Source organism: Nonomuraea sp. NPDC050691 (assembly GCF_040654455.1).
Classification (GTDB): domain Bacteria; phylum Actinomycetota; class Actinomycetes; order Streptosporangiales; family Streptosporangiaceae; genus Nonomuraea.
Window position 1 is genome coordinate 1 of the sequence record NZ_JBFAIA010000138.1, and the last position, 22,347, is coordinate 22,347.

Below are 22,347 nucleotides of genomic sequence, written 5' to 3' on the forward strand. Positions count from 1 at the left end.
TGAACCCGCCGGGTCAGCGGGAGGCGCGGTTGACGGCCGAGATGACGGCCTTGAGGGCGGCCGTGGTGGTGCTGGCGTCGATGCCGACGCCCCACAGCACCTGCCCGTCGATCTCGCACTCCACGTACGAGGCGGCCTTGGCGTCGGAGCCGGCGCTGAGCGCGTGCTCCACGTAGTCGAGGACGCGCACCCGGACGCCGATGCGGGCGATCGCGTCGATGAACGCCGAGATGGGGCCGTTGCCGGAGCCGGCGACCTCCCGGATCTCGCCGTCGACCCGCACGTCGGCGCTGATGCGGTCGACGTCGTCGGCCACCGACTCGTGGCGGTGCGCCATCAGGCCGAGCCGGCCCCAGCGGTTGGCCGGGTTGGGGAGGTACTCGTCCTGGAAGATCTCGAACATGGCGGCCGGGCTGATCTCGCCGCCCTCGCTGTCGGTGCGGGCCTGCACGACCTTGGAGAACTCGATCTGCAGCCGGCGCGGCAGGTCGAGCTGGTGGTCGGCCTTCATGATGTAGGCGACGCCGCCCTTGCCGGACTGGCTGTTGACCCGGATGACCGCCTCGTAGGAGCGGCCGATGTCCTTGGGGTCGATCGGGAGGTACGGCACCGCCCAGGCGAAGTCGTCGACGGGCACGCCCGCCTCCCGCGCGTCCTTCTCCAGGTGCTCGAAACCCTTCTTGATGGCGTCCTGGTGGGAGCCGGAGAAGGCGGTGTAGACCAGCTCGCCGCCCCACGGGTGGCGCGGGTGCACGGGCAGCTGGTTGCAGTACTCGGTGACGCGGCGGATCTCGTCGATGTCACTGAAGTCGATCTCGGGGTCGACGCCCTGGGAGAACAGGTTCATGCCCAGCGTGACCAGGCAGACGTTGCCGGTGCGCTCGCCGTTGCCGAACAGGCAGCCCTCGATGCGGTCGGCCCCCGCCATGTAGCCCAGCTCGGCGGCGGCCACGGCGCTGCCCCGGTCGTTGTGCGGGTGCAGCGACAGCACGATCGAGTCGCGGTGGCGCAGGTTGCGGTGCATCCACTCGATCTGGTCGGCGTAGACGTTGGGGGTGGCCATCTCGACGGTGGCGGGCAGGTTGATGATGACCTTGCGGTCGGGGGTGGGCTGCCACACGTCGTTGACGGCGTCGCACACCTCGACCGCGTACTCCAGCTCGGTGCCGGTGAACGACTCCGGGGAGTACTGGAAGTACACGTCGACGTCGGTGGCGTCGGCGAGCTTCTTGACCAGCTTGGCGCCCTCGACGGCGATCGCGGTGATGCCGTCCTTGTCCTGGCCGAAGACGACCCGGCGCTGCAGGGTGGAGGTGGAGTTGTACAGGTGGACGATGGCCTGCTTGGCGCCCTCGATCGCCTCGAAGGTGCGCTCGATGAGCTCCGGCCGGGCCTGCGTCAGCACCTGGATGACGACGTCGTCGGGCACGCGGCCCTCGTCGATGATCTGGCGGATGAAGTCGAAGTCGGTCTGGCTGGCGGCCGGGAAGCCGACCTCGATCTCCTTGTAGCCCATGCGCACGAGCAGCTCGAACATCTGCAGCTTGCGGTGGGAGTCCATCGGGTCGATGAGCGCCTGGTTGCCGTCGCGCAGGTCGACCGCGCACCAGCGGGGCGCCTTGGTGATCACCTGATCGGGCCACGTGCGGTCGGTCAGGCGTACCGGCTCGAACGGCTGGTAACGATGGAACGGCATGGAGGTGGGCTGCTGAGCGGTCATGATCTGTGCTCCTCGTCGGTCGATGGCGAACGGCCGACGCGCATGACTCGCCCCGCGGCGAGGGAGCCGGCCTAGAGGCCCCCGCCGCGGCGGCTAAGAAGGAGTCCGCGCAGCATGCCAAGCACGCTACCAGACGTCTCGCCGTGCGCCGTCCCGCATCTCGGATGCTGAGATGCCAGGAGAAGACGCTGAGATGTCAGGAGAAGGGGACGAGGACGGACAGGCAGGTGACGCAGCCCTCCAGCTTCTCGAACTCGGAGATGTCCACGGTCGTCACGTCGAGCCCGCGCCGGACGAGCAGGTCGGCGGTGCGGGGGGCGGAGGCGGCCATGAGGACGCGGTCGCCGCCGAGGAGGACGACGTGCGCGCCGGCCTCCTCCTCGGGTTCGAGCAGGACGGCGGGTTCGGGCAGGCCGGTGAGGTCGACGCGGGCGGGGTCGCCGATGAGGGTGCCGTCGGGCAGCGCGGTGACGGCGGACTTGAGGCGCAGCACGCCGTCGAGGTCCACGGGCCGTACCTGCCGTTCCGGCAGCAGCGCGGCGAGCTGGGCGATGCCCTCGTCGTTGGTCCGCGCCGAGCGGCCGACGTACACGGCGCGGCCCACCTGGAGGACGTCGCCGCCGTCCAGCGTGCCGGGGCGGGTGACGCGCACGGCGCTGAGGCCGAGCCCCCGCACCGCCTCCTCCACCGCGGCCACCTCCGGCCGCCGCTCGGGGGCGCCCGGGCGCGTCAGCACGGCCAGCCGCCCGCAGACCACGACGGTGTCCTCGACGAACGGGGCGTCGGGCAGGTCGTCGGCCGATTCGACGTGGACCGGCGTCCAGCCGGCCCCGGCGAGGGCGGCCACGTACCCCTCGTGCTGGACGAGCGCGCGCTCGGGATCGACGGGTTCGCGCTCGATGTGGGTGACGAGCCCCTCGGCGATACGGGGGCCGGGCTTCCTTACCAGCGCGATACCAGACATAGGGCGCTTTCTATCACGTACTCAGTAGAGTCTCCGACATGCGTGACGACGAGATTCTGAGCCGGATCAGCGCCCTCGTTTCCGAGGAGCACGAGCTGCGCGGCAAGCTGTCGGCGGGCGAGGTCACCTCCGAGGAGGAGAACGCCCGCGTCAAGGAGCTGGAGACGGCCCTGGACCAGTGCTGGGACCTGCTGAGGCAGCGCCGGGCCCGCCGCGGCGCCGGTGAGGACCCGGACGCCGCCAGCGCCCGCCCGGCCTCGGAGGTCGAGGGCTACCGGCAGTAGAAGCCCTGCTCAACGGCCGGATGGGAGGGGGCGGCCCGTCACCCCCACGTTTCCTCGATGTTAAGCGTGCGTTAGATATCGGCCTCCTCCCCTTGTTCGAACATCCTTCTGCGGCGAGGCTCTGGCCTGCAACTACTCCCCCCAGGAGGTACACCAGTGAGCACACCCAAAGTGCCGTGGAAGGCGGTCATCGGCGGCTCCATCGGCAATCTGGTCGAGTGGTACGACTGGTTTGTCTACAGCAGCTTCGCGATCTACTTCGCCGCCTCCTTCTTCCCCTCCGGCAACTCGACCGCCCAGCTGCTGAACACGGCCGGCATCTTCGCCGTGGGCTTCTTCATGCGGCCGGTCGGCGGCTGGCTTCTCGGCCGCTACGCCGACAGGAAGGGCCGCAAGGCGGCGCTCACGCTCACGGTCACGCTGATGTCGGCCAGCGCCCTGCTGATCGCCATCGCACCGACGTACGAGGCCGTCGGCTACTTCGGCGCCGTCGTCCTGCTGGTGGCGCGCCTCCTGCAGGGTCTGTCGGTCGGCGGTGAGTACGCCGCCAGCGCCACCTACCTCACCGAGGCCACGCCTCCCGGCAAGCGCGGCCTGGCCTCCAGCTTCCAGTACGTCTCGATGACCGCCGGTCAGCTCGTCGGCCTGGGCCTGCAGATCATCCTGCAGAACACCATGTCGGAGGAGGTCCTCAAGTCCTACGGCTGGCGCATCCCGTTCGTCATCGGCGCCCTGGGCGCGGCGGTGGTGTTCTACCTGCGCCGCAACCTCCTGGAGACCGAGGCCTACGACGAGGAGGAGAGCGAGGGCGAGGGCGGCGACAAGAGCCGCGGCACGATCAAGGCCCTGATGGCGCACAAGAAGGAGGCGCTGCTCGTCATCGCCCTCACCATGGGCGGCACGGTCGCGTACTACACCTACACGACCTACCTGACGAAGTACCTCGCCAACACCGCGGGCCTGCCCAAGCAGACCGCCACCCTGGTCAGCTTCTGCGCGCTGTTCGTCTTCATGCTCCTCCAGCCGCTGGCCGGCTCGCTGTCGGACCGCATCGGCCGCCGGCCGCTGCTCATCACGTTCGGCATCGGCTCGCTGCTCGGCACCGTGCCCCTCATGACGGCGCTGTCCAGTGTGGACGGCTTCCTCGGCGGCTTCGTCCTCTCGCTGCTCGGCCTGATCATCATCACCGGCTACACCTCGATCAACGCGGTGGTGAAGGCCGAGCTGTTCCCGACCAACATCCGGGCGCTCGGCGTGGCCCTGCCGTACGCGATCGCCAACGCCCTGTTCGGCGGCACCGCCGAGTACGTGGCCCTGTGGTTCAAGAGCAGCGGCATCGAGTCCGGCTTCTACTGGTACGTCTCCGGTTGCGCCGCGGTGTCCCTGGCCGTGTACCTGACCATGCGCGAGACCCGCGACGCCGCTCTCAGCCGGGCCGAGCAGAAGGCCGGCGAAGCGGAATCGGTCCCGATTCGCCTCTAGTCTGGGCGACATGCGAGTTCTCCTGGTCGAAGACGACGATCGGCTCGCCTCCGCGCTCACCACGGCCCTCGCCCGCCACGGCCACCAGGTCGCGCGGGCGGGGCTGGCCGTCGACGCCCTCCGCCTCGCGGGGGGCGTCGACTTTGTCCTGCTGGATCTGGGCCTGCCCGACATGGACGGTCTCGACGTGCTGCGCCGCCTGCGCCGCGTGTCGGCGGTGCCGGTGATCGTGGTGACCGCCCGGACCGAGGAGCGCGAGGTGCTGCGCGGTCTGCGCTCGGGGGCCGACGACTACCTGGTCAAGCCGTTCCGCACGGTGGAGCTGATGGCCAGGATGGAGGCCGTCGTGCGGCGCGGCACCCGGCCGATGCCCGACCGCGGGCAGGTGGTGAGCGTCGGCGACGTCCGCATCGACCTCGAAGCCCGGCAGGTCACCGTGGCGGGGGCGGCGGTGACGCTGACCCGGCGCGAGTTCGACGTGCTGGCCCTGCTGGCCCGTGAGCCGGGCGTGGTGCGCAGCCGCGAGGAGATCCTCGACGAGGTCTGGGGCGACCCGCTGCTGTCGGCGTCCCGCTCGCTCGACGTCCACGTCGCGGGCCTGCGCTCGAAGACCGGCCGGCCGGGCCTGGTCGAGACGCTGCGCGGCACGGGCTACCGCCTGGGCTCCTTCACGTGAACTCCCGCCTGGTGATCACGTTCACCACGCTGATCGCGATCCTCATCACGGCGCTGGCCGTGCCCCTGGCCCTCTCCTACGCCTCCCACCGCACCAACCGGCTGCTGCTGGACCGCCGCGCCGACGCCACCCGTTTCGCCGAGCTGGCCGACCAGGCGGCCCGCGACGGCGACCACACGAGCCTGACGTCCGAGGTGGTCCGCTACGCCGAGCTGTACGGCGCGGCCGTGCGGGTGCGCGACCGCAACGGCCGCGTCCTCGTCACGGCCGGCCGGTTCGAGACCGGCGACACCGAGCCCACCCGCCTCGCGCTGTCCGGCCGCACCACCGAGGACCTGCCCACGGTCGATCCGTTCGGCCCGGCCACCGTGCTGCTGGCCGAGCCGGCGGGCCGCGACGCCCAGCTCTCGGGCGCGGTGCTGCTCCAGGCCCGCACCGACCGGGCCCGGCTGGACGTCGGGATGGTGTGGGGGGCGCTGGCGCTCGGGTCCCTGATCGCGCTGGCGTACGGCGTGCTGGCGGCGCGCCGGCTGGCCCGCTGGATCCTGCGGCCGGTCACCGAGCTCGACCGCACGACGCGGGCCATCGCCGAGGGCCATCTGGACGCCCGCGCCCACCCGGGCGTCGGGCCCACGGAGCTGCGGCGGCTGGAGGAGCGGTTCAACGCGATGGCCGACGCCCTGTCGGGGGCGATGGAGCGGCAGCGGGCCTTCGTCGCCGACGCCTCCCACGAGCTGCGCACGCCGCTGACCGTGCTCGGGCTGCGGCTGGAGAACCTGGAGCCGCACCTGCGCGACGAGGGCTCGGCCGAGTTCGAGGAGGCCATGGCCGAGCTGGACCGGCTGGCCGAGCTGGTCGAGGACCTGCTGGCGCTGGCCCGGGTGGAGGCGGGCGCCGTGGCCGACGACAAGAAGGTCGAGCTGCGGCCCCGGCTCGGGGTGTGGCGCGAGGTGTACGCGGCCCAGGACCTCACCCTCGACGTGGACATACCCGAAATGTCGGTCGTGCCGGAGGCAGCGGCCAGAATCGCGGACATCGCCCTCGACAACGCCCAGAAGTTCGTGCCGCCGGGCGGCAAGGTGACGGTCACGCTGCACGACGGGGTGCTGCGGGTCGCCGACGACGGGCCGGGGCTCGCCGAGGAGGAGCGGGCCGACGCGCTCGGCCGCTTCTGGCGCTCGGTCAGCCACGCCAACGTGCCGGGCAGCGGGCTGGGGCTGGCGATCGCCGCCGAGCTGGCCAAGGCGTGCGGTGCGACGCTGTCGCTGCTGTCCGCCGACCCCCACGGCCTGGTGGTGGAGCTGCGCCTGCCCGAGCCGTACGTGAGCGGCTGAGCCCTTCTGGAGGGGTCTCAGCCGTAGACGGAGCGGTAGTAGCGGGCCGCGCCCGGGTGGAGCGGGACGATGCCGGTCCCGATGGCGTACCTCTTGTCCAGCCGGCCGCCGGGCGCCGAGGGGGCCTGGAGCCGGTCGCGGGCGCGGAAGAGCGTCTCCGTGACGGTGTAGGCGGCGTCCTCGTCAAGGTCGCGGCGGCACATCAGGTAGCTCGGGGTGCCGACGGTCGGCACGGGCAGCGTCCCCGCGTACACGCCGGCCGGGACGTCCGCCAGTTCGTAGACCGGCCCGTACGTGCGGCGCAGCACCGGCACCAGCGAGTCCAGCGGGACGAGCCTGATGCCCTCGGTCGCGGCGAGCGCCGGGGTCGGGACGCCGCCCGACCAGAAGAACGCGTCGACGTCCCCCTCGCGCAGCGCCAGGATGGAGGCGTCCAGGCCGAGCCGGAGCGTGCCCGCGCTCGGCAGGCCCGCGGCCGACAGCACCCGGCCGGCCGTCACGGCCGTGCCCGACCCCTCGGCGCCGATGGAGACGACCCGCCCGGCCAGGTCCTTCGGCTCGAAGATCGCGGAGTCGTGGCGGACGACCAGGTGGACGTAGTTCATGTACATCCTGGCCAGCGCCGCGACGGGCTGGTGGCGTACCCGAACCGCGTCGTCGGCGCTGTCGGCCAGCGAGAAGCCGACGTCGGCGCGGCCGTCGGCGAGCATCAGGAGGTTCTGCACGCTGGCCGCGGTCTTGAACACCTGGACCCCGACGCCGTCGCGCCGCAGCTCGGCCGCGAACCGGTCGCCGAGCACCTCGTACGGCCCGCCCGCCAGCCCGGTCGCCAGCCGGATCGTGTGCTCCTCGTCCTCGGCCGAGGAGCAGCTCGTGGCCGCGAGCGCGGTGAGCGCGAGGAAGGCGCGGCGGGACATCGGCACGATCTCACGCTATCGAATCACGCAGAATGAGAGATATGACCCAACGGGACGCACTTCTCCGGATCGCTCCGGACCTGAGGATGTTCCTGCCCGTGAGCCGCCGCCAGGAGTGGCAGCACGTGACGCCCGACGGCACCTCCACCCTCGGGCACCACGTCGAGTCGGCCGGCATCCCCCTGACCGAGGTCGGCCCCATGACCGTCGACGGCCGCGGAGTGGGCCCCTCCCACCAGCTCGCCGCCGGCGACGTCGTCGAGGTCGGCCCGGTGCCGCGCCCCCAGCAGCTCCCCCGCGAGCCGCGGTTCCTGCTGGACGTCCACCTCGGCACGCTGGCGCGGCGGCTGCGGCTGCTCGGCATCGACGCGGCCTACCACAACGACATGGACGACCCGGCGCTCGTCGTCCAGGCCAACCAGGAACGGCGGGTGCTGCTCACCCAGGACCGCGGCCTGCTGCGCCGCCGCGCCCTGTGGCTGGGCGCGTACGTGCGCGGCTCCCGGCCCCAGGACCAGCTCCGCGACCTGATGGAACGCTTCTCGCCGCCGCTGCGGCCGTGGACGCGCTGCACCGCCTGCAACGGCGAGCTGACCGCCGCCGACAAGGAGGCGGTCGCCGCGCGCCTGGAGGCGGGGACGCGGCGCAGCTACGACGCGTACGGGCAGTGCCGGGTGTGCGGCCAGGTGTACTGGCACGGCGCCCACAGCGGCCACCTGGAGGAGATCGTCCGCACGGCGAGGGAGTGGGCGGGCAGCCTCTCCTGACCGGGAGCCACCGCCTGGCGAATCCCGCGCGCGTGGCCTGGCCGGGGCGGCGTCGCCGTCCTAAGGTGGCGGTGTGGCCGATCCCCTTCAGCCGGGCACCTTCAGGCGCGGCAGGCGCGGTTACGCGCTGGCCGTCAGCGTGGCCGCGGCGCTGCTCGTGATCTGCGCCGTCCTGCCGTGGGCGGGCATCGAGGCCAGGAGCGACGTCATCGGCGGCGGTCTCACCAGCGACGTGCGGGGCGTCGACGCCGGCCTCGGCGTCTACACCCTCGTCGCGGGGCTGGTGGCGCTGGCGCTCGGGGTGGCGGGGCTGCTGGGCCGCCGCCCGTGGGTGGCCGCGCTCGCGGCCCTTCCGGGGGCGTTCGCGATCGTGCTGCTGGTGATGTTCGCCGCCGACCCGGGCGGCGTGACCGGCCGGGTCTCGCTCGACCTGGGCGGGATGCTGTCGGTGGGGCCGGTCATCAGGTACGGGTGGTTCGCGGCGCTGGCCAGCTCGCTGGCGCTGATCCTCTTCTCCCTGCTGACGACCGCGCGCCGCTCCCGGGGCGCCGGCCGGTAGCCGATCGGCCGCCGGCCGGTCGCACGACGCCGGCCAGTCTCCGCCGGTCAGTCGTAGAAGCCGAGCCGGCGCAGCTGCTTGGGGTCGCGCTGCCAGTCCTTGGCGACGCTGATGCGCAGGTCGAGGTAGACCCTGGTGCCGAGCAGCGCCTCGATCTGCTTGCGGGCCCGCGTGCCCACGTCGCGCAGCCGCTCGCCCTTGTGCCCGATGACGATGGCCTTCTGCGACGGCCGTTCGACGAACATGTGGGCGTAGATGTCGAGCAGGTCGTCGCGGCCCTCGCGGGGCAGCATCTCGTCGACCACCACGGCGATCGAGTGCGGCAGCTCGTCGCGGACGCCCTCCAGCGCCGCCTCCCTGATCAGCTCGCCCACCAGGACCTGCTCGGGCTCGTCGGTGAGCCGGCCGCCCTCGTAGAGCGGCGGGGACTCGGGCAGGTGCTCGATCAGCACGTCGCCCAGCACGTCGAGCTGGTCGCCCCGCTCGGCCGACACCGGCACGATCGCGGCGAACTCCGCGATCTGCGACACCGCCAGGAGCTGCTCGGCGATCTGCTCCTTGGTGGCCAGGTCGCACTTGGTCACCACGGCGACGACCGGGGTGCCCTTGACGGCGGCGAGCTTGTCGGCGATGAACCGGTCGCCCTTGCCGATCGGCTCGTTGGCCGGCACGCAGAACCCGATGACGTCGACCTCGGTCAGCGTGGACAGCACCAGGCTGTCGAGCCGCTCACCGAGCAGGGTGCGCGGCCGGTGCAGTCCGGGCGTGTCGACGATGACGATCTGTGCGTCGGGCCGGTGGACGATGCCGCGGATGACCCTGCGGGTGGTCTGCGGTTTGGACGAGGTGATCGCGATCTTCGTGCCCACCAGGGCGTTCATCAACGTGGACTTGCCGACGTTGGGCCTTCCCACGAAGCAGGCGAATCCGGCGCGATGGTTGTCTGGCGAGGTCACATAGTGCATTGTGGCCCATCAACGGGTCTGCCCGCGCCACCAGGCGAACACCTCGGGCAGCACGCGGGGCGACCACGGCGTCATCGCCAGCCCCGCGAGCTCCTCCTCGGTGACCCACCGGTAGTCGGTGATCTCGTCGCCGTCGGGCTCCGGAACGCCCCAGGTGAGCGCGCATCCGTACACCGCGATCATGTACGCGCACCGGTGCCCGTTGGGGTACACGGTCTGGAACTCGGGGCCGCCGTACACGCCGATCACGCCGCGTACCTCGACCTCGACCCCCAGCTCCTCGCGCAGCTCCCTGACCACGGCCTCCTCGGGCCGCTCGCCCGGGTCGAGTCCGCCGCCGGGCGCGGCCCACAGCCCGACGTCGCCGTGGCGGGCCACCAGCAGCCGCCCCGACGCGTCGAACACGCACCCGCACACCGACGGCAGCATCAGCAGCTCCGAGCCGACCTTCGCGCGCAGCCCGGCGAGGTACGGCGACATCGGCATGTCAGCTCCGCAGGGTGCCGTCAGGACCGGCCACGAGCAGCGCCTTGACGCCCAGCTCGCGCGCCACCTCCTCGTCGGCGGCGCCGGGGCCGTCGCCGGCGGTGACGAGCGCGACGGCCTCCAGGGATCGCGCGCCGCTGGAGACGGCCATCGCGACGGCCACCTGCACGGCCGACAGCCGCAGCGCGGAGAGCGCGACGTCGGTCGCGGAGTAGGTGCGGCCGGTCTCGTCGCGCACCGCGGCGCCCTCGGCGGAGCCGTTGCGGGCGCGGGCCGCGCGGGCCAAAGTGATGATCTTGCTGTCTTCGGGATCGAGAGTCACGGGCACCAGACTAGGCGCTGGCCATCTTCATGACCGCGCCGACCAGCCGTTCGGTGCTCTCCTGCTCGACGCGGGCCATCCCGGTGTGGACGATCGAGACGAGCGTGTCGCCCGAGCGGGCGAGCACCACGTCCATCGTGTACGGGTACCCGCGCAGCTTCCCGCGCAGCCGGGCGCTCACGGCCTCGTCGCCGGACGCCTCGACCGGCAGGGAGCGCAGCCGGAGCCGCGTGCCGCCGGGCGCCCGCACGGTCTGGCACTGGGCCAGCGAGTCGGCGAGCGCGTCGAGGTGGTCCTCGGCCTCGGAGCCCGAGTAGCGGGCCAGGCCCACGGCGACCTGTTCGCCCAGCTCGTCCCCCTGGTAGCTGACCGCCGCCTGGCCGGTGAGCGCCTGCTGGGGCGCCCGCCCGCCGGCGGGCCCCAGGGCGGCGCGGCAGTCGCGGTCGGCCACCCTGAACGGCACCCGCCACGCCTGGCCGGGACGGCGGGAGAACCCGTCCGGCAGCGTCACCGGCCGTTCGAGCAGCGCGTGCAGCCGGACCGACGCCCTGGTGCTCGATCGCGAGCCGGTGTACGTGCTGGTGTGCTCGCCGCCTCGCCGCGCCCCGCAGGCCGCCAGGCCTCCGGTCAGGAGCACGGCGGCCGTGGTGAGCCCGATGATCCGCAGTCCGCGTCGCATGATTACCTCCGCTCGCGGATCTCCCCGGGCGCCGAACAGGACAACCCACCACAGTTACCAATAAAGCCTCAAACGCTAAAAGGGTGCTCTCGTCCGGCTTTCCGGACGAGAGCACCCTTTACGCCAAGCAACGCCGCGATCAGGATGATCGAGACGTTGCCGCCCCCCGGGAGCGCCCTCCCGCCGCGAACCCCACCCGGCGTTCGGACGCTTCCCTCGTTGACGCCCTCCGCACTGGGCGTCGAGACAAGACTCGGGCATCCCGCTTGCAGATGGCTTGTAGAACACTTGCCACAACTGCCAACAAATGCCGCATCACTGCGAGCGGGCGGCGATCAGTCCTGGTGCTCGGCGGTGGCGGGGACGGTCTCGTCCTCCCGCCGGGTGACCCGGCGCACCACGACCGTGCTGATGCGGTTGCGGCGGCCCGCGAGGCTCTCGGCCGTGAGCTGGAGCCCGGCGACCTCCGCCTGCGAGCCGGCGATCGGCACCCGGCCGAGCGCGTGGGCCAGCAGCCCGCCGACCGTCTCCACGTCGTCGACCTCGATCTCCGTGTCGAACAGCTCGCCCAGCTCGTCCACGGGCATGCGGGCCGTGACCCGCAGCCCTCCGTCGGGCATGGGCTCGACCCGGGGCGCCTCCTGGTCGTACTCGTCGGCGATCTCACCGACGATCTCCTCCAGGACGTCCTCGATCGTCACCAGCCCGGCCGTGCCGCCGTACTCGTCGATGACGATCGCCAGGTGGGTCTGCCGCGCCTGCATCTCGCGAAGAAGCTGGTCGATCGGCTTGCTCTCGGGCACGTACGTGGCCGGTCGCATGATCGAGTCGACCCGCTCGTCGCCGCCGTCCTGTCCCGACTCGTGCACCCGGCGGATGATGTCCTTGAGGTACGAGATGCCGACGACGTCGTCCTCGTTCTCCCCGACGACGGGGATGCGGGAGAAGCCGCTGCGCAGCGCCAGCGACAGGGCCTGGCTGAGCGTCTTGCCACGCTCGATGAACACCATGTCGGTACGGGGCACCATGACCTCGCGCACCAGCGTGTCACCCAGCTCGAACACCGAGTGGATCATCTCGCGCTCGTCCGGCTCGATGACCCGGCGCTCCTCGGCCAGGTCGACCAGGTCACGCAGCTCGGCCTCGGAGGTGAACGGGCCCTCGCGGAACCCCCTGCCGGGGGTGAGCGCGTTGCCCAGCAGGATGAGCAGCTTGGGCAGCGGACCGAAGATCCGGGTCAGCCCGTAGACGATCGGCGCCCCGGCCAGCGCGATGGGCTCGGCGTGCTGCCTGCCCAGGGTGCGCGGCGATACGCCGACGATCACGTAGCTGACCACGATCATGATGGCCGCGGCCGTCACGTACGCCCACCCCTGGTCGTCCAGCCGGTCGATGCACAGCAGCGTGACGATCACCGTGGCGACCAGCTCGCAGCTCAGCCTGAGCAGCAGGAGCAGGTTGAGGTAGCGCGGCGGGTCGGTGACGATGGCCTGGAGCCGCACGGCGCCGCGCCTGGCCTCGCGCACGAACTCCTCCGCCCGCACCCGTGAGATGCGGGTCAGAGCCGTCTCCGCGCTGGCGATCAGGCCACCGATCACCACGAGCGCGATGGCCAGGGGCAACCAGGCGTTCACCGCGGGTCGCGCACCTCCTGCCACGCCTCCAGCAGCCGCGCCTGCAGGCCGAACATCTCCTTGTGCTCCTCAGGCTCGGCGTGGTCGTAGCCGAGCAGGTGCAGGATGCCGTGCGTGCACAGCAGCTCCAGCTCGTCGCGGGTGGAGTGGCCGGCCTCCTCGGCCTGCCGGGCCGCCACCTGCGGGCAGAGCACCACGTCGCCGAGGAGCGCCGGATCGGCGGGCGCGTCGCCGTCGCCGCGCGCCCCGCCGCCCGGACGCAGCTCGTCCATGGGGAAGGCGAGGACGTCCGTGGGACCGGGCTCGCCCATCCACTTCTCGTGCAGCTCGGCCATGGCGTTCTCGTCGACCACCATGATGGACATCTCGGCGAGCGGGTTGACGCCCATCTCGCCGAGCACGTGGGCGGCCAGGCGGACGATGTTCTCCTCGTCGACCGCGACGCCCGACTCGTTGTTGATCTCGATGCTCATCGCCGCTTGCCCCTGTGCTGGATCGGCTTGGCGGACCCCGTCGCGTCCTGGAGCGCGTCGTAGCGTCCGTAGGCGTCCACGATCTCGCTGACCAGCTTGTGACGGACCACGTCGGCGCTGGTCAGACGGGAGAAGTGGATGTCGTCGATGCCGTCGAGGATCTCCTGCACGACGCGCAGCCCGCTGGTGGTGCCCGACGGCAGGTCGACCTGGGTCACGTCGCCGGTCACCACGATCTTGGAGTTGAAGCCGAGCCTGGTCAGGAACATCTTCATCTGCTCGGCCGAGGAGTTCTGGGCCTCGTCGAGGATGATGAAGGCGTCGTTGAGGGTGCGGCCCCGCATGTACGCCAGCGGCGCGACCTCGATCGTGCCCGCCGCCATCAGCTTGGGGATGGAGTCGGGGTCGACCATGTCGTGCAGCGCGTCGTACAGCGGCCGGAGGTAGGGGTCGATCTTCTCGTACAGCGTGCCCGGCAAAAAGCCGAGCCGCTCGCCCGCCTCGACGGCGGGGCGGGTGAGGATGATCCGGTTGATCCGCTTCTCCTGGAGCGCCCGCACGGCCTTGGCCATGGCGAGATAGGTCTTGCCGGTGCCGGCCGGGCCGATCCCGAACACGATCGTGTGGTTGTCGATCGCGTCGACGTAGCGCTTCTGGTTGACGGTCTTGGGCCGGATCGTCCGGCCGCGCGAGGAGAGGATGTCGAGGGAGAGCACCTCGGCCGGCCGGTCGGAGGTCATGCGGAGCATGGCGATGCTCCGCTCGACCGCGTCGGGCGTGAGCTCGCCGCCGCTCCTGAGCACTTCGACGAGCTCTTCGAACAGCCGCACCACGGCCCCGCTCTCGTCGGGGCCGCCGGTGACGGTGATCTCGTTTCCTCGGACGTGGATGTCGGCCCGGAAGGCGCTCTCGATGACACGCAGCAGCTCGTCACGGGAGCCCAGGAGGCTGACCATCGGGTATTCGTCCGGAATCAGCACCTTGGCCTGTGTGCGCGTCGGAGGTGCGGTCCGGCGGGTTTCATGTAGTTCGGACATGGGCAGGCCAGCGGCCTGATGCCTCCCGGTCTGTTCGTGTGTGCTTCTTCGCCCATGGTAGCCGGGCCCACGCGAACCGTTCTCGTCAATATCGGCCGGCCGCCGTCAGCCGGGGGGCCAGGTCAGGCCACGGCCCCCGAGCAGGTGCGCGTGGACGTGGAAGACCGTCTGGCCCGCGCCGGGCCCGGTGTTGAAGACCACGCGGTAGCCGGTGTCGGCCACGCCCTCCTGGACGGCCACGGCGTGGGCGGCCTTGAGGACGTCGTCGGCCAGCCCGTCGTCGGCCGCGGCCAGCGCCGCCGCGTCGGCGTGGTGCTCCTTGGGGATGACCAGCACGTGGGTCGGGGCCTGCGGGTTGATGTCGCGGAACGCGAGCGCCCGGTCGGTCTCCAGGACGACCTCGGCCGGGATCTCCTTGGCGACGATCTTGCAGAAGAGGCAGTCGGTCACCCGCCCAGCCTACCGAGACGGAACGCCCCCGCACGGCGATCACCGCGCCGTGCCGCCGGCGCCTCACCTGGAACGTTCCCAACTCCCCGAGCCCGTTGCGAATCGGTGACCGCAGGCGCCGTGCAAGGGAAGATCCTCGCGGTTAGGGTGGGTGTGCGAGACTGCAAGCACAACAGGACATATCGGGGTCGGGCACGGCCACCTGGCGAGGACACGACTGGGTAATGCCGCCTAAGGAACGTAAACCCTCTCGGAAGGCCGCGCGTCCTCATGAGGTGACCACCGAGACCCTTCTGGCCGACAGGTCGTTAGGGGCGGTGCCGGTCGGGTGGGACGCCGACATGGCCGTGACCGCGCTGTACAGCGCGCACTTTCGGTCATTGGTGCGTCTCGCTGTGTTGCTGGTACGCGACATGGCGACCGCCGAGGAGGTCGTGCAGGACGCGTTCGTCGCCATCCACGGCGCCTGGCGCAGACTGCGCGACCCCGACAAGGCACTCGCCTACCTGCGTCAATCCGTCGTCAACCGTTCCCGATCCGTGCTGCGTCATCGCGCGGTCGTCGAGAAGTATGCTCCCAAGGGTCTGCCCGACGCCCCGAGCGCCGAGAACGGCGCGATCGGCGAGCTCGAACGCTCGGCCGTGATCGAGGCGCTGCGGGCCCTGCCGGCACGTCAGAGAGAGGCGCTCGTCCTTCGCTACTACGGTGACCTGTCCGAGGCTGAGATAGCCCACGCCATGGGCATCAGCAAGGGAGCGGTCAAGAGCCACACCGCACGTGGCATGGCCGCTTTGCGTTCCGTCCTGGAGAAGATGTCATGACCCAGCCCCCCGACGAGTACGGCGACGTACTACGCCGAGTGCTGCGCGCGGAGGCGGACACGGCCGTGCCCTCGCCGGACGGACTGGAGATCATCCGGGCCCGCATCGAGCGGCGCGGCGTCCGCAACCTGTTCTGGTGGCGCGCGGGCGCCGCCGCGGCCAGCGCCGTGCTGGTGGCGGGCACGATCGTCATGGTGATCCCGGAGCTGCGCCACCAGGTGCTGCGCGAGACCGTGCAGGACGTGCGCAGCACCTCCACGCCGCCCGACGGCTCCTCCACCACCCGGGCCGTGTCGCCCGAGCCGCCGCAGCGGAGCGAGCCGCGCGAGGTCGTGGTGGTGCCCGACCCGACGACCCGGCCGCCCCGGCACATCCCCGAGACCGCGCGCTCCACCAGCAAGCCGACGCGCAGGACACCCTCCCCCACCCCGTGCCCCTCGACGGCGGACGAGCAGGCCGCGCGAGGCGACGACTGCCCCGGCGTGACGCCGTCCCCGACGCCCACCCCGTCCGCCACGGTGACGGACACGACGACGCCGACGACCGTGGCGTGCCCCGCCGAGGACTGCCCGACCGACGAGCCGCCGCAGCCGACGCAGCCCACCCAGGTCGTCACCACGATCACGGACACGAGCCCGCTCTCCCCGCAGTAGACGCGCCGGACGTCAGCACGCGTCAGGCGTCTCGCAGGGTTTCAGGAGCGACCAGCCTCGGGCCGGCTCCGGGCGTCACCAGCGGCCGGTGCGGGCCATGAGGACCGAGGCCGCCGCGACCCCGGCCGTCGAGGTGCGCAGCACCGTCGGCCCGAGCAGCACCGGCACGGCGCCGGCCGCCCTGAACCGGGCCACCTCCTCCTCCGCGACCCCGCCCTCCGGGCCCACGACCATGACGACGTCGCCGTCGGCCGGGACCTCCAGGCGCGACAGCGGCTCGGCGGCGTCCTCGTGGAGCACCAGGGCCAGGGCCGCGTCGCGCAGCAGCTTCTCCACCTGGGCCGTGGAAGCCGGCTCGGTCACCTCGGGCAGGTGGAAGCGGCGGGCCTGCTTGCCCGCCTCGCGAGCCGTGGAGCGCCAGCGGGCCAGCGCCTTGGCCGCCCGGTCGCCCTTCCACTGCGTGATGCTGCGCGAGGCCGCCCACGGGACGATCACGTCGACGCCCGCCTCGGTCATCATCTCGACGGCGAGCTCGCCCCGGTCGCCCTTCGGCAGGCCCTGCACGGCCACGATCCGGGGCCGGGGGGCCGGCACGTCGTACCGTCCGACCACGTCGAGCCGCAGGGAGTCCTTCAGCGCCTCGCGCACCACGCACTCGGCGACCGCGCCGGCGCCGTCGGTCAGGTCCACCCGCTCACCGGCGCGCAGCCGACGCACGGCCGCGGCGTGGCGCCCCTCGGGGCCGTCGAGCACCAGCTCGGACCCGCCCAGGGCGTCGGACAGGAAGACGGGAACGCTCACGTCCGCCCGTCTCTCCCGCGCGGCGCCCTCATCTCCCGTTGAACGCGTCGCGCAGCCGTGAGAAAAAACCCTGCTGGCCCGGCGCGAACTTGCCCGGAGGCCGCTCCTCGCCGCGCAGCTTGGCCAGCTCGCGCAGCAGCTCCTCCTGCGCCGGGTCGAGCCGCAACGGCGTCTCGACGTTGACGTGGATCAGCAGGTCGCCCCGGCCGCTCTCGTTGAGCCGCTGCACGCCCCGGCCGTACATCGTGATGACCTGCCCCGACTGGGTGCCCGGCCGCACGTCGATCTCCTCGGCGCCGTCGAGCGTCTCCACGGTGAGCACGGTGCCGAGCGCCGCGGCCGTCATCGGGATCTGCACCGTGCAGTGCAGGTCGTCGCCGCGCCGCTCGAAGATCTCGTGCGGGCGCTCGACGATCTCCAGGAACAGGTCGCCGGGCGGGCCGCCGCCGGGGCCGACCTCGCCCTCGCCGGCGAGCTGGATGTGGGTGCCGTCCTCGACTCCCGCCGGGATGCGCACCTTGATCGTACGGCGGGTGCGCACGCGGCCGTCGCCGGAGCACTCCTGGCAGGGGTGGCGGATGATCGACCCGAAGCCGCCGCACTGGGGACACGGCCGGGAGGTCATGACCTGGCCCAGGAACGACCGGGTGACCTGGGAGATCTCGCCGCGGCCGTTGCACATGTCGCAGGTGTCGGGGTGGGTGCCGGGCGCGGCGCCGGCGCCCTGGCAGACCTCACACAGCACGGCCGTGTCGACGACCAGCTCACGGGTGGTGCCGAACGCGGTCTCGCGCAGGTCGAGCTCGACGCGGATGGTCGCGTTGCGGCCCCTGCGGGCGCGCGAGCGGGGACCGCGGGAGCCGCCGGCCGAGCCGAAGAACGCGTCCATGATGTCGCTGAACGGGAAGCCCGCGCCGAAACCGCCGGCCCCCGCGCCCGCCGCGGCGCCACCGAACGGGTCGGCGCCGAGGTCGTACATCTGGCGCTTGTTCGCGTCGGACAGCACCTCGTAGGCCTGCGTGATCTCCTTGAACCGCTCCTGGGTCTCAGGGTCGGGGTTCACGTCAGGGTGGAGCTCCCGGGCCAGCCTGCGGTAGGCCTTCTTGATCTCGTCCTGACTGGCGTCACGGCGCACCCCGAGGGTGGCGTAGTAGTCGCTGTTTGCCACTTATCGACCTCTTATGATGCAGCCAGGATCTGGCTGACGTAGCGTGCCACCGCGCGTACGGCGCCCATCGTCACGGGGTAGTCCATCCTCGTGGGACCCAGCACGCCGAGGCGTGCCAGTTGGTTGTCGCCAGAACCGTATCCGGTCGCGACGATGGACGTGCCGTGGAGATAGGGGTTTTCCGAGCCGATGCGCACGGTGAGCGCGGACGGGGTGTCGCCGGACGTCTCGCCGAGCAGCCGCATGAGCACGACCTGCTCCTCCAGGGCCTCCAGCACGGCGCGCAGGCCGGTGGTGAAGTCGGCGCCGGCGAGATTGGCCGCCCCGGCGAAGACGATCTTCTCGTCGTGGCGTTCGACGAGGGTCTCGAGCAGCACCGACAGGATCGTGGCCACGGCCGGCCGGTCCTCGGCGGGCAGCCGCTCGGGAAGGTCGGCGACCAGCTCGGGCACGGCGCTCAGGCCGCAGCCGTCGAGTGAGGCGTTGAGCACGGCCCGCAGGTGCGCGATGCGGGTGTCCTCCACGACCTCGGGCAGCTCGACGACCCGCTGCTCGACGCGGCCGGTGTTGGTGATGAGGACCAGCATGACCCGCCGCTCGGTCAGCGGCACGATCTCGACGTGCCGGACCGTCGAGCGGGTCAGCGTCGGGTACTGCACGACCGCCACCTGCCGGGTGAGCTGCGCGAGCAGCCGGACGGTGCGGGTGACCACGTCGTCGAGGTCGACCGCCCCGGCCAGGAACGTCTCGATCGCCCGCCGCTCCGCCGCGGACAGCGGCTTGACCTGGGACAACCGGTCGACGAACAGCCGGTAGCCCTTGTCGGTCGGCACGCGGCCCGCGCTGGTGTGCGGCTGGGTGATGTAGCCCTCCTCCTCCAGCGCGGCCATGTCGTTGCGGACCGTGGCGGGGGAGACCTTGAGATTGTGGCGCTCCGCCAGCGCCTTGGAGCCCACCGGTTCGTTGGTGGACACGTAGTCTTCGACAATGGCGCGGAGCACCGCCAGCTTACGATCGTCGAGCACGTGCTCACCTCCTGCCTCTGCCTCGCGGGAACGACCGTCTAGCACTCTGTGTTCCCGAGTGCCAAGTGTACGGCTCTCACCCACAAGGTGCGATAACACCTGACCATCCTGCTGCTGGCGCGGGCCCGGCCTTAGGGATCACACTGGCCGACATGACCGACGATTCCCCGTCCCAGCCGCCAGGGTCCGAGCCGCCCGGCCCGGCGCCCGGATCCGGCCCGTACCCCGGTCAGCCCGCTCCTCCCCCGCACGGCCCGCCGCAGGGCGGTCAGGCTCCGCCGCCGTACGGGCGGCAGCCGTACCAGACGGGCCCCCACGGCACGCCGCAGCAGGCCCCGTACCCGCCTCCGCCCCACGGCGGGCCGTCGGGTGAGCAGCGAGCCTACCCGCCGCCGCCCTACGGGCCGGGACCTTCGACGGGTGCGCACGCCCCCTACCCGCAGGCGCCTCCCCCGCAGGGCCCCTACGGGGCGCCTTCAGGCGAGCAGGGACCGTACGGCCCGCCCCCGGGCCCGGTCTCGGGTCCGCAGGGCCCTTACGGTCCTCCGTCCGGCGCTCAGGGGCCGTACTACGGACCGCCGTCGGGTCCGCAGGGGCCGTACCCCGGACCGGGTGGGCAGGCACCGTACGCGGGGCAGCCCTTCGGCGCGGCCGGCCCGTACGGCGGCGGCCCCCTGTCCACGCCGTGGGTCAGCCCCAAGCTGCTGCGGCCCCCGCTGTGGTGGGTGTGGGCGGCGTGGGGAGTGGCGCTGGTGTGCGTGGTGGCCGGGGTGGCGCTGTTCGCCAACGGCGTGACGGGCACGGTGAGCAGCGCGCTGCCGACGAAGACGTTCGCAGCGGGCGAGATCGTCTCCGTGACCGTGGACCCCGCCGACGACCCGGTCGTGTACCTGGCCAGCGCCACGCCCGTCGAATACACCTGCTCGGTCACCGGCGGCGACGGCAAGGGGCTGCTGGCCAAGATGCCCGGCACCATGACGGTCACCCAGGGCTCGACCCGGTGGCAGGCCATCCTCGCCCTGAACGTGTCCAAGGAGGGCGGCTACGTGCTCAAGTGCGGCACGCTGCAGTCCGTGGGCGCGCGCTTCGCGGTGGGCCCGTCCGTGGACACCGGCGGGCTCGCGGGGGGCGTGGCGGCGCTGGTGCTGCTGCCCGGTCTCGGCATCCTGCTGGCGATCGTCGTCACGGTCGTCGTCCTGGTACGGCGCGGCGGCCACCGCAAGCGCCTCGCCGCGGGCGGATGAGCCTCGCACGACCACGCGGGCAAGCGGGTGGATGAGCCTCGCACGACGACGCGGGCGGATGGATGAGCCTTGTGCGACGACTCGGGGCGGGTGGATCGCAAGGCCGTCGCGGCGGGCGGGTGATTTGCTACGGTCCCCGTGTGTACGACGGTGATGTTCTCGCGGGAAACTGGCGGCGGCCGGGCAAGGGCACGATCCCGAAGGTGCCCGCCGAACTCGACCTCGTCGTGGAGGACGCCGAGAGCGGCTTCTGCGGCGCGGTCGTGGGCTGCGACAAGGAGGCCGTCACGCTGGAGGACCGCTTCGGCAAGCGGCGGCTGTTCCCGCTGGCGCCCGCCGCGTTCCTGCTGGAGGGCAAGATCGTGACGCTGGTGCGGCCGGCCACGGCGCCGCGCGGGCCGAGGCGCAGCGCGTCCGGGTCGATCGCGGTGGAGGGGCTGCGCGCCAAGGTCGCCAAGGAGAGCCGCATCTACGTCGAGGGAGTCCACGACGCCGCCCTCGTCGAGAAGATCTGGGGCCACGACCTTCGCGTGGAGGGGGTGGTGGTCGAGTACCTGGAGGGCGTGGACGACCTGCCCGCGATCGTCGCCGAGTTCGGCCCCGAGCCGGGACGCCGGCTGGGTGTGCTGGTGGACCACCTGGTGCCCGGGTCCAAGGAGAGCCGCATCGCCGCCCAGGTGACCTCGCCGGACGTGCTCGTGGTGGGGCACCCGTTCGTCGACATCTGGCAGGCGGTCAAGCCGTCCGCGCTGCGCATCGCCGCCTGGCCGGAGGTGCCGCGCGGGGTGCCGTGGAAGGAGGGCGTGATCGCCGCCCTGGGCTGGCGCGTGGAGCCGGCCGAGGCCTGGCGGCGCATCCTGGGCTCCGTCTCCTCGTTCGCGGACCTGGAGCCCGAGCTGCTCGGCCGGGTGGAAGAACTGATCGACTTTGTCACGGAGGCACGATGAGTCAGGACCCGCCGAACCACCAGCCCGACGACGACGCCACCCGGCGCGTCCCCCGCCCGGATCCCGAGCATGGGGCGGGTCACGGCACGGGCCCGCAGGCCGCGCCCGAGTACGGCTCCGGCGCCCAGCCCGAGCCGGGGTACGGGGCGGGCGGGCCTGCCTACGGGCCGGGCCCTCAGGCCGGTCCTGCGTACGGGTCAGGGCCCCAGCCTGGTGTTGCGCACGGGTCGGGCCCGCAGCCGGGGACGCCGTACGGGCCGGGCCCGCAGCCGGGACCCGGGTACGGCGCGGGGCCGCAGTCCGGCGGCCAGGGCTACGGTTACGGCCAGCAGCCGCCCCCGCCGCCCGGTCACCAGCCCGGACCCGGTTACCAACAGCCCGGCTACCAGCAGCACGGCTACGGCCACCAGCAGCCGAGCGCGCCCGGCTACCCGGGCAGCCAGGGATACCAGCAGCCCGGCCCCGGCCACCCCGGCGCGTACCAGCGCCCGCCGCACCGGCCCGGCGTGTACGGCCCCCGTCCCGGCACGGACGACACCACGATGGCGATGCTCTCCCACCTGCTGGGACTGCTGGTCTCCTGGGTCGGCCCGCTGATCATCTACCTGATGAAGAAGGACGAGGCTCCCTACGTCAGGGACCAGGCGGCCGAGGCCCTGAACTTCCAGATCACGATGTTCATCGGTTACGTGGTGGCCGGGATCCTGTCGATCTTCCTGATCGGGCTGTTCCTGTTCCCGATCGTGTGGATCGTGTCGCTGGTCTTCCACATCCAGGCGGCCCTGGCCACGAACCGGGGCGAGAACTACCGCTACCCGCTCTCCGTCCGCCTGATCAGCTGACCATGTCGCGTACCAGCGCGTCGGCGAGCAGCCGGCCCTTCAAGGTGAGCACCATGAGGCCGGCCTTGAACGCCTCGGGCTGCAGCAGCCCGTCCGC

25 protein-coding genes are annotated in these 22,347 nt (G+C 72.1%); 11 read left to right on the top strand and 14 right to left on the bottom strand.

The genetic code is table 11. From position 1 onward, the window contains the following. Nucleotides 1-13: 13 nt before the first annotated feature. Both leuA and ddaH read right to left on the bottom strand, forming a co-directional pair. Nucleotides 14-1,720, bottom strand: coding sequence for a 2-isopropylmalate synthase (gene leuA, locus AB0H81_RS33315; protein ID WP_358382621.1), 1,707 nt, complete (start codon nucleotides 1,718-1,720; stop codon nucleotides 14-16). Nucleotides 1,721-1,916: 196 nt separating this feature from the next. After that, a complete protein-coding gene (ddaH, locus tag AB0H81_RS33320) occupies nucleotides 1,917-2,684 on the bottom strand; it encodes a dimethylargininase (RefSeq protein ID WP_358382623.1) in 768 nt (255 codons plus the stop codon). Between the two features lie 38 nt (nucleotides 2,685-2,722). Here ddaH and AB0H81_RS33325 point away from each other — a divergent pair, with 38 nt between their 5' ends. From AB0H81_RS33325 to AB0H81_RS33340, 4 genes are all read left to right on the top strand, one after another. Further along, the gene (locus AB0H81_RS33325; protein ID WP_358382626.1) at nucleotides 2,723-2,968 is read left to right on the top strand and encodes a DUF2630 family protein; all 246 of its coding nucleotides are present in this window, start codon (nucleotides 2,723-2,725) and stop codon (nucleotides 2,966-2,968) included. 156 nt (nucleotides 2,969-3,124) lie between these two features. Then, entirely contained in the window at nucleotides 3,125-4,450 is a 1,326-nt protein-coding gene (locus AB0H81_RS33330; RefSeq protein ID WP_358382629.1) for an MFS transporter, read from the top strand. 10 nt (nucleotides 4,451-4,460) lie between these two features. Continuing rightward, nucleotides 4,461-5,126 carry a response regulator transcription factor gene (locus tag AB0H81_RS33335; RefSeq protein WP_358382631.1) on the top strand — a complete coding sequence of 222 codons (666 nt, stop codon included), beginning with the start codon at nucleotides 4,461-4,463 and terminating at the stop codon, nucleotides 5,124-5,126. Next, nucleotides 5,123-6,460: a HAMP domain-containing sensor histidine kinase gene (locus AB0H81_RS33340; protein ID WP_358382634.1), complete on the top strand. Its 1,338-nt coding sequence runs from the start codon at nucleotides 5,123-5,125 to the stop codon at nucleotides 6,458-6,460. Before AB0H81_RS33335 ends, AB0H81_RS33340 begins: the two co-directional genes overlap by 4 nt. 17 nt (nucleotides 6,461-6,477) lie before the next feature. On the opposite strand, the gene AB0H81_RS33345 is transcribed toward AB0H81_RS33340, so the two are convergent. Next, nucleotides 6,478-7,377: a TAXI family TRAP transporter solute-binding subunit gene (locus AB0H81_RS33345; RefSeq protein WP_358382686.1), complete on the bottom strand. Its 900-nt coding sequence runs from the start codon at nucleotides 7,375-7,377 to the stop codon at nucleotides 6,478-6,480. A 32-nt stretch (nucleotides 7,378-7,409) separates the two neighbouring features. On the opposite strand from AB0H81_RS33345, the gene AB0H81_RS33350 reads away from it, so the two are divergent. Together AB0H81_RS33350 and AB0H81_RS33355 are read left to right on the top strand one after the other, a co-directional pair. Beyond that, entirely contained in the window at nucleotides 7,410-8,144 is a 735-nt protein-coding gene (locus AB0H81_RS33350; RefSeq protein WP_358382637.1) for a Mut7-C RNAse domain-containing protein, read from the top strand. A gap of 73 nt (nucleotides 8,145-8,217) precedes the next feature. Beyond that, entirely contained in the window at nucleotides 8,218-8,703 is a 486-nt protein-coding gene (locus tag AB0H81_RS33355) for a hypothetical protein (RefSeq protein ID WP_358382639.1), read from the top strand. A gap of 47 nt (nucleotides 8,704-8,750) precedes the next feature. Here the strand turns inward: AB0H81_RS33355 and era are convergent, their stop codons facing one another. The 8 genes from era to AB0H81_RS33395 all read right to left on the bottom strand — a co-directional run bounded on the left by era (nucleotide 8,751) and on the right by AB0H81_RS33395 (nucleotide 14,749). Further along, nucleotides 8,751-9,659 (bottom strand): GTPase Era, encoded by a 909-nt coding sequence (gene era / locus AB0H81_RS33360; RefSeq protein WP_358382642.1) that lies wholly within the window; start codon nucleotides 9,657-9,659, stop codon nucleotides 8,751-8,753. 18 nt (nucleotides 9,660-9,677) lie between these two features. Then, a complete protein-coding gene (locus AB0H81_RS33365) occupies nucleotides 9,678-10,154 on the bottom strand; it encodes an NUDIX domain-containing protein (protein WP_358382645.1) in 477 nt (158 codons plus the stop codon). A 1-nt stretch (nucleotide 10,155) separates the two neighbouring features. Continuing rightward, entirely contained in the window at nucleotides 10,156-10,476 is a 321-nt protein-coding gene (locus AB0H81_RS33370; RefSeq protein ID WP_358382648.1) for a cytidine deaminase, read from the bottom strand. A gap of 10 nt (nucleotides 10,477-10,486) precedes the next feature. After that, a complete protein-coding gene (locus AB0H81_RS33375) occupies nucleotides 10,487-11,155 on the bottom strand; it encodes a hypothetical protein (protein ID WP_358382650.1) in 669 nt (222 codons plus the stop codon). Nucleotides 11,156-11,490: 335 nt separating this feature from the next. Then, nucleotides 11,491-12,789, bottom strand: coding sequence for a hemolysin family protein (locus AB0H81_RS33380; protein ID WP_358382653.1), 1,299 nt, complete (start codon nucleotides 12,787-12,789; stop codon nucleotides 11,491-11,493). Further along, a complete protein-coding gene (gene ybeY, locus AB0H81_RS33385; protein WP_358382656.1) occupies nucleotides 12,786-13,262 on the bottom strand; it encodes an rRNA maturation RNase YbeY in 477 nt (158 codons plus the stop codon). The genes AB0H81_RS33380 and ybeY overlap by 4 nt, the downstream gene beginning before the upstream one ends. Further along, nucleotides 13,259-14,299 carry a PhoH family protein gene (locus AB0H81_RS33390; protein WP_358382659.1) on the bottom strand — a complete coding sequence of 347 codons (1,041 nt, stop codon included), beginning with the start codon at nucleotides 14,297-14,299 and terminating at the stop codon, nucleotides 13,259-13,261. Before AB0H81_RS33390 ends, ybeY begins: the two co-directional genes overlap by 4 nt. Nucleotides 14,300-14,404: 105 nt before the next feature. Next, nucleotides 14,405-14,749, bottom strand: coding sequence for a histidine triad nucleotide-binding protein (locus tag AB0H81_RS33395; RefSeq protein ID WP_358382662.1), 345 nt, complete (start codon nucleotides 14,747-14,749; stop codon nucleotides 14,405-14,407). Nucleotides 14,750-15,090: 341 nt separating this feature from the next. Between AB0H81_RS33395 and AB0H81_RS33400 the strand changes: the two genes are divergently transcribed. Together AB0H81_RS33400 and AB0H81_RS33405 are read left to right on the top strand one after the other, a co-directional pair. Beyond that, a complete protein-coding gene (locus tag AB0H81_RS33400) occupies nucleotides 15,091-15,570 on the top strand; it encodes a SigE family RNA polymerase sigma factor (protein WP_175595049.1) in 480 nt (159 codons plus the stop codon). Next, nucleotides 15,567-16,223: a hypothetical protein gene (locus AB0H81_RS33405; protein WP_358382665.1), complete on the top strand. Its 657-nt coding sequence runs from the start codon at nucleotides 15,567-15,569 to the stop codon at nucleotides 16,221-16,223. Before AB0H81_RS33400 ends, AB0H81_RS33405 begins: the two co-directional genes overlap by 4 nt. A 75-nt stretch (nucleotides 16,224-16,298) precedes the next feature. Here the strand turns inward: AB0H81_RS33405 and AB0H81_RS33410 are convergent, their stop codons facing one another. The 3 genes from AB0H81_RS33410 to hrcA are packed head-to-tail and all read right to left on the bottom strand — an operon-like array spanning nucleotide 16,299 to nucleotide 19,217. Next, the gene (locus AB0H81_RS33410) at nucleotides 16,299-17,024 is read right to left on the bottom strand and encodes a 16S rRNA (uracil(1498)-N(3))-methyltransferase (protein WP_358382668.1); all 726 of its coding nucleotides are present in this window, start codon (nucleotides 17,022-17,024) and stop codon (nucleotides 16,299-16,301) included. Nucleotides 17,025-17,052: 28 nt separating this feature from the next. Continuing rightward, entirely contained in the window at nucleotides 17,053-18,192 is a 1,140-nt protein-coding gene (gene dnaJ, locus AB0H81_RS33415; protein WP_358382672.1) for a molecular chaperone DnaJ, read from the bottom strand. 11 nt (nucleotides 18,193-18,203) lie between these two features. Then, on the bottom strand, nucleotides 18,204-19,217 hold the full coding sequence (gene hrcA / locus AB0H81_RS33420; RefSeq protein ID WP_358382675.1) for a heat-inducible transcriptional repressor HrcA: 1,014 nt from the start codon (nucleotides 19,215-19,217) through the stop codon (nucleotides 18,204-18,206). A gap of 152 nt (nucleotides 19,218-19,369) precedes the next feature. Here hrcA and AB0H81_RS33425 point away from each other — a divergent pair, with 152 nt between their 5' ends. From AB0H81_RS33425 to AB0H81_RS33435, 3 genes are all read left to right on the top strand, one after another. Continuing rightward, nucleotides 19,370-20,461, top strand: a complete 1,092-nt coding sequence (locus tag AB0H81_RS33425) for a hypothetical protein (protein WP_358382677.1) — start codon at nucleotides 19,370-19,372, stop codon at nucleotides 20,459-20,461. A gap of 140 nt (nucleotides 20,462-20,601) precedes the next feature. After that, the gene (locus tag AB0H81_RS33430) at nucleotides 20,602-21,408 is read left to right on the top strand and encodes a DUF3097 domain-containing protein (protein ID WP_358382680.1); all 807 of its coding nucleotides are present in this window, start codon (nucleotides 20,602-20,604) and stop codon (nucleotides 21,406-21,408) included. Continuing rightward, nucleotides 21,405-22,250 carry a DUF4870 domain-containing protein gene (locus AB0H81_RS33435; RefSeq protein ID WP_358382683.1) on the top strand — a complete coding sequence of 282 codons (846 nt, stop codon included), beginning with the start codon at nucleotides 21,405-21,407 and terminating at the stop codon, nucleotides 22,248-22,250. The genes AB0H81_RS33430 and AB0H81_RS33435 overlap by 4 nt, the downstream gene beginning before the upstream one ends. The last annotated feature ends 97 nt before the right edge of the window (nucleotides 22,251-22,347 follow it).

Coding starts and splice junctions, on each gene's coding strand:
- leuA (WP_358382621.1), bottom strand. CDS start 1,720: ATGACCGCTCAGCAGCCCACCTCCATGCCGTTCCATCGTTACCAGCCG.
- ddaH (WP_358382623.1), bottom strand. CDS start 2,684: ATGTCTGGTATCGCGCTGGTAAGGAAGCCCGGCCCCCGTATCGCCGAG.
- AB0H81_RS33325 (WP_358382626.1), top strand. CDS start 2,723: ATGCGTGACGACGAGATTCTGAGCCGGATCAGCGCCCTCGTTTCCGAG.
- AB0H81_RS33335 (WP_358382631.1), top strand. CDS start 4,461: ATGCGAGTTCTCCTGGTCGAAGACGACGATCGGCTCGCCTCCGCGCTC.
- AB0H81_RS33345 (WP_358382686.1), bottom strand. CDS start 7,377: ATGTCCCGCCGCGCCTTCCTCGCGCTCACCGCGCTCGCGGCCACGAGC.
- AB0H81_RS33350 (WP_358382637.1), top strand. CDS start 7,410: ATGAGAGATATGACCCAACGGGACGCACTTCTCCGGATCGCTCCGGAC.
- AB0H81_RS33365 (WP_358382645.1), bottom strand. CDS start 10,154: ATGCCGATGTCGCCGTACCTCGCCGGGCTGCGCGCGAAGGTCGGCTCG.
- AB0H81_RS33375 (WP_358382650.1), bottom strand. CDS start 11,155: ATGCGACGCGGACTGCGGATCATCGGGCTCACCACGGCCGCCGTGCTC.
- ybeY (WP_358382656.1), bottom strand. CDS start 13,262: ATGAGCATCGAGATCAACAACGAGTCGGGCGTCGCGGTCGACGAGGAG.
- AB0H81_RS33390 (WP_358382659.1), bottom strand. CDS start 14,299: ATGTCCGAACTACATGAAACCCGCCGGACCGCACCTCCGACGCGCACA.
- AB0H81_RS33400 (WP_175595049.1), top strand. CDS start 15,091: ATGGCCGTGACCGCGCTGTACAGCGCGCACTTTCGGTCATTGGTGCGT.
- AB0H81_RS33405 (WP_358382665.1), top strand. CDS start 15,567: ATGACCCAGCCCCCCGACGAGTACGGCGACGTACTACGCCGAGTGCTG.
- AB0H81_RS33425 (WP_358382677.1), top strand. CDS start 19,370: ATGACCGACGATTCCCCGTCCCAGCCGCCAGGGTCCGAGCCGCCCGGC.
- AB0H81_RS33435 (WP_358382683.1), top strand. CDS start 21,405: ATGAGTCAGGACCCGCCGAACCACCAGCCCGACGACGACGCCACCCGG.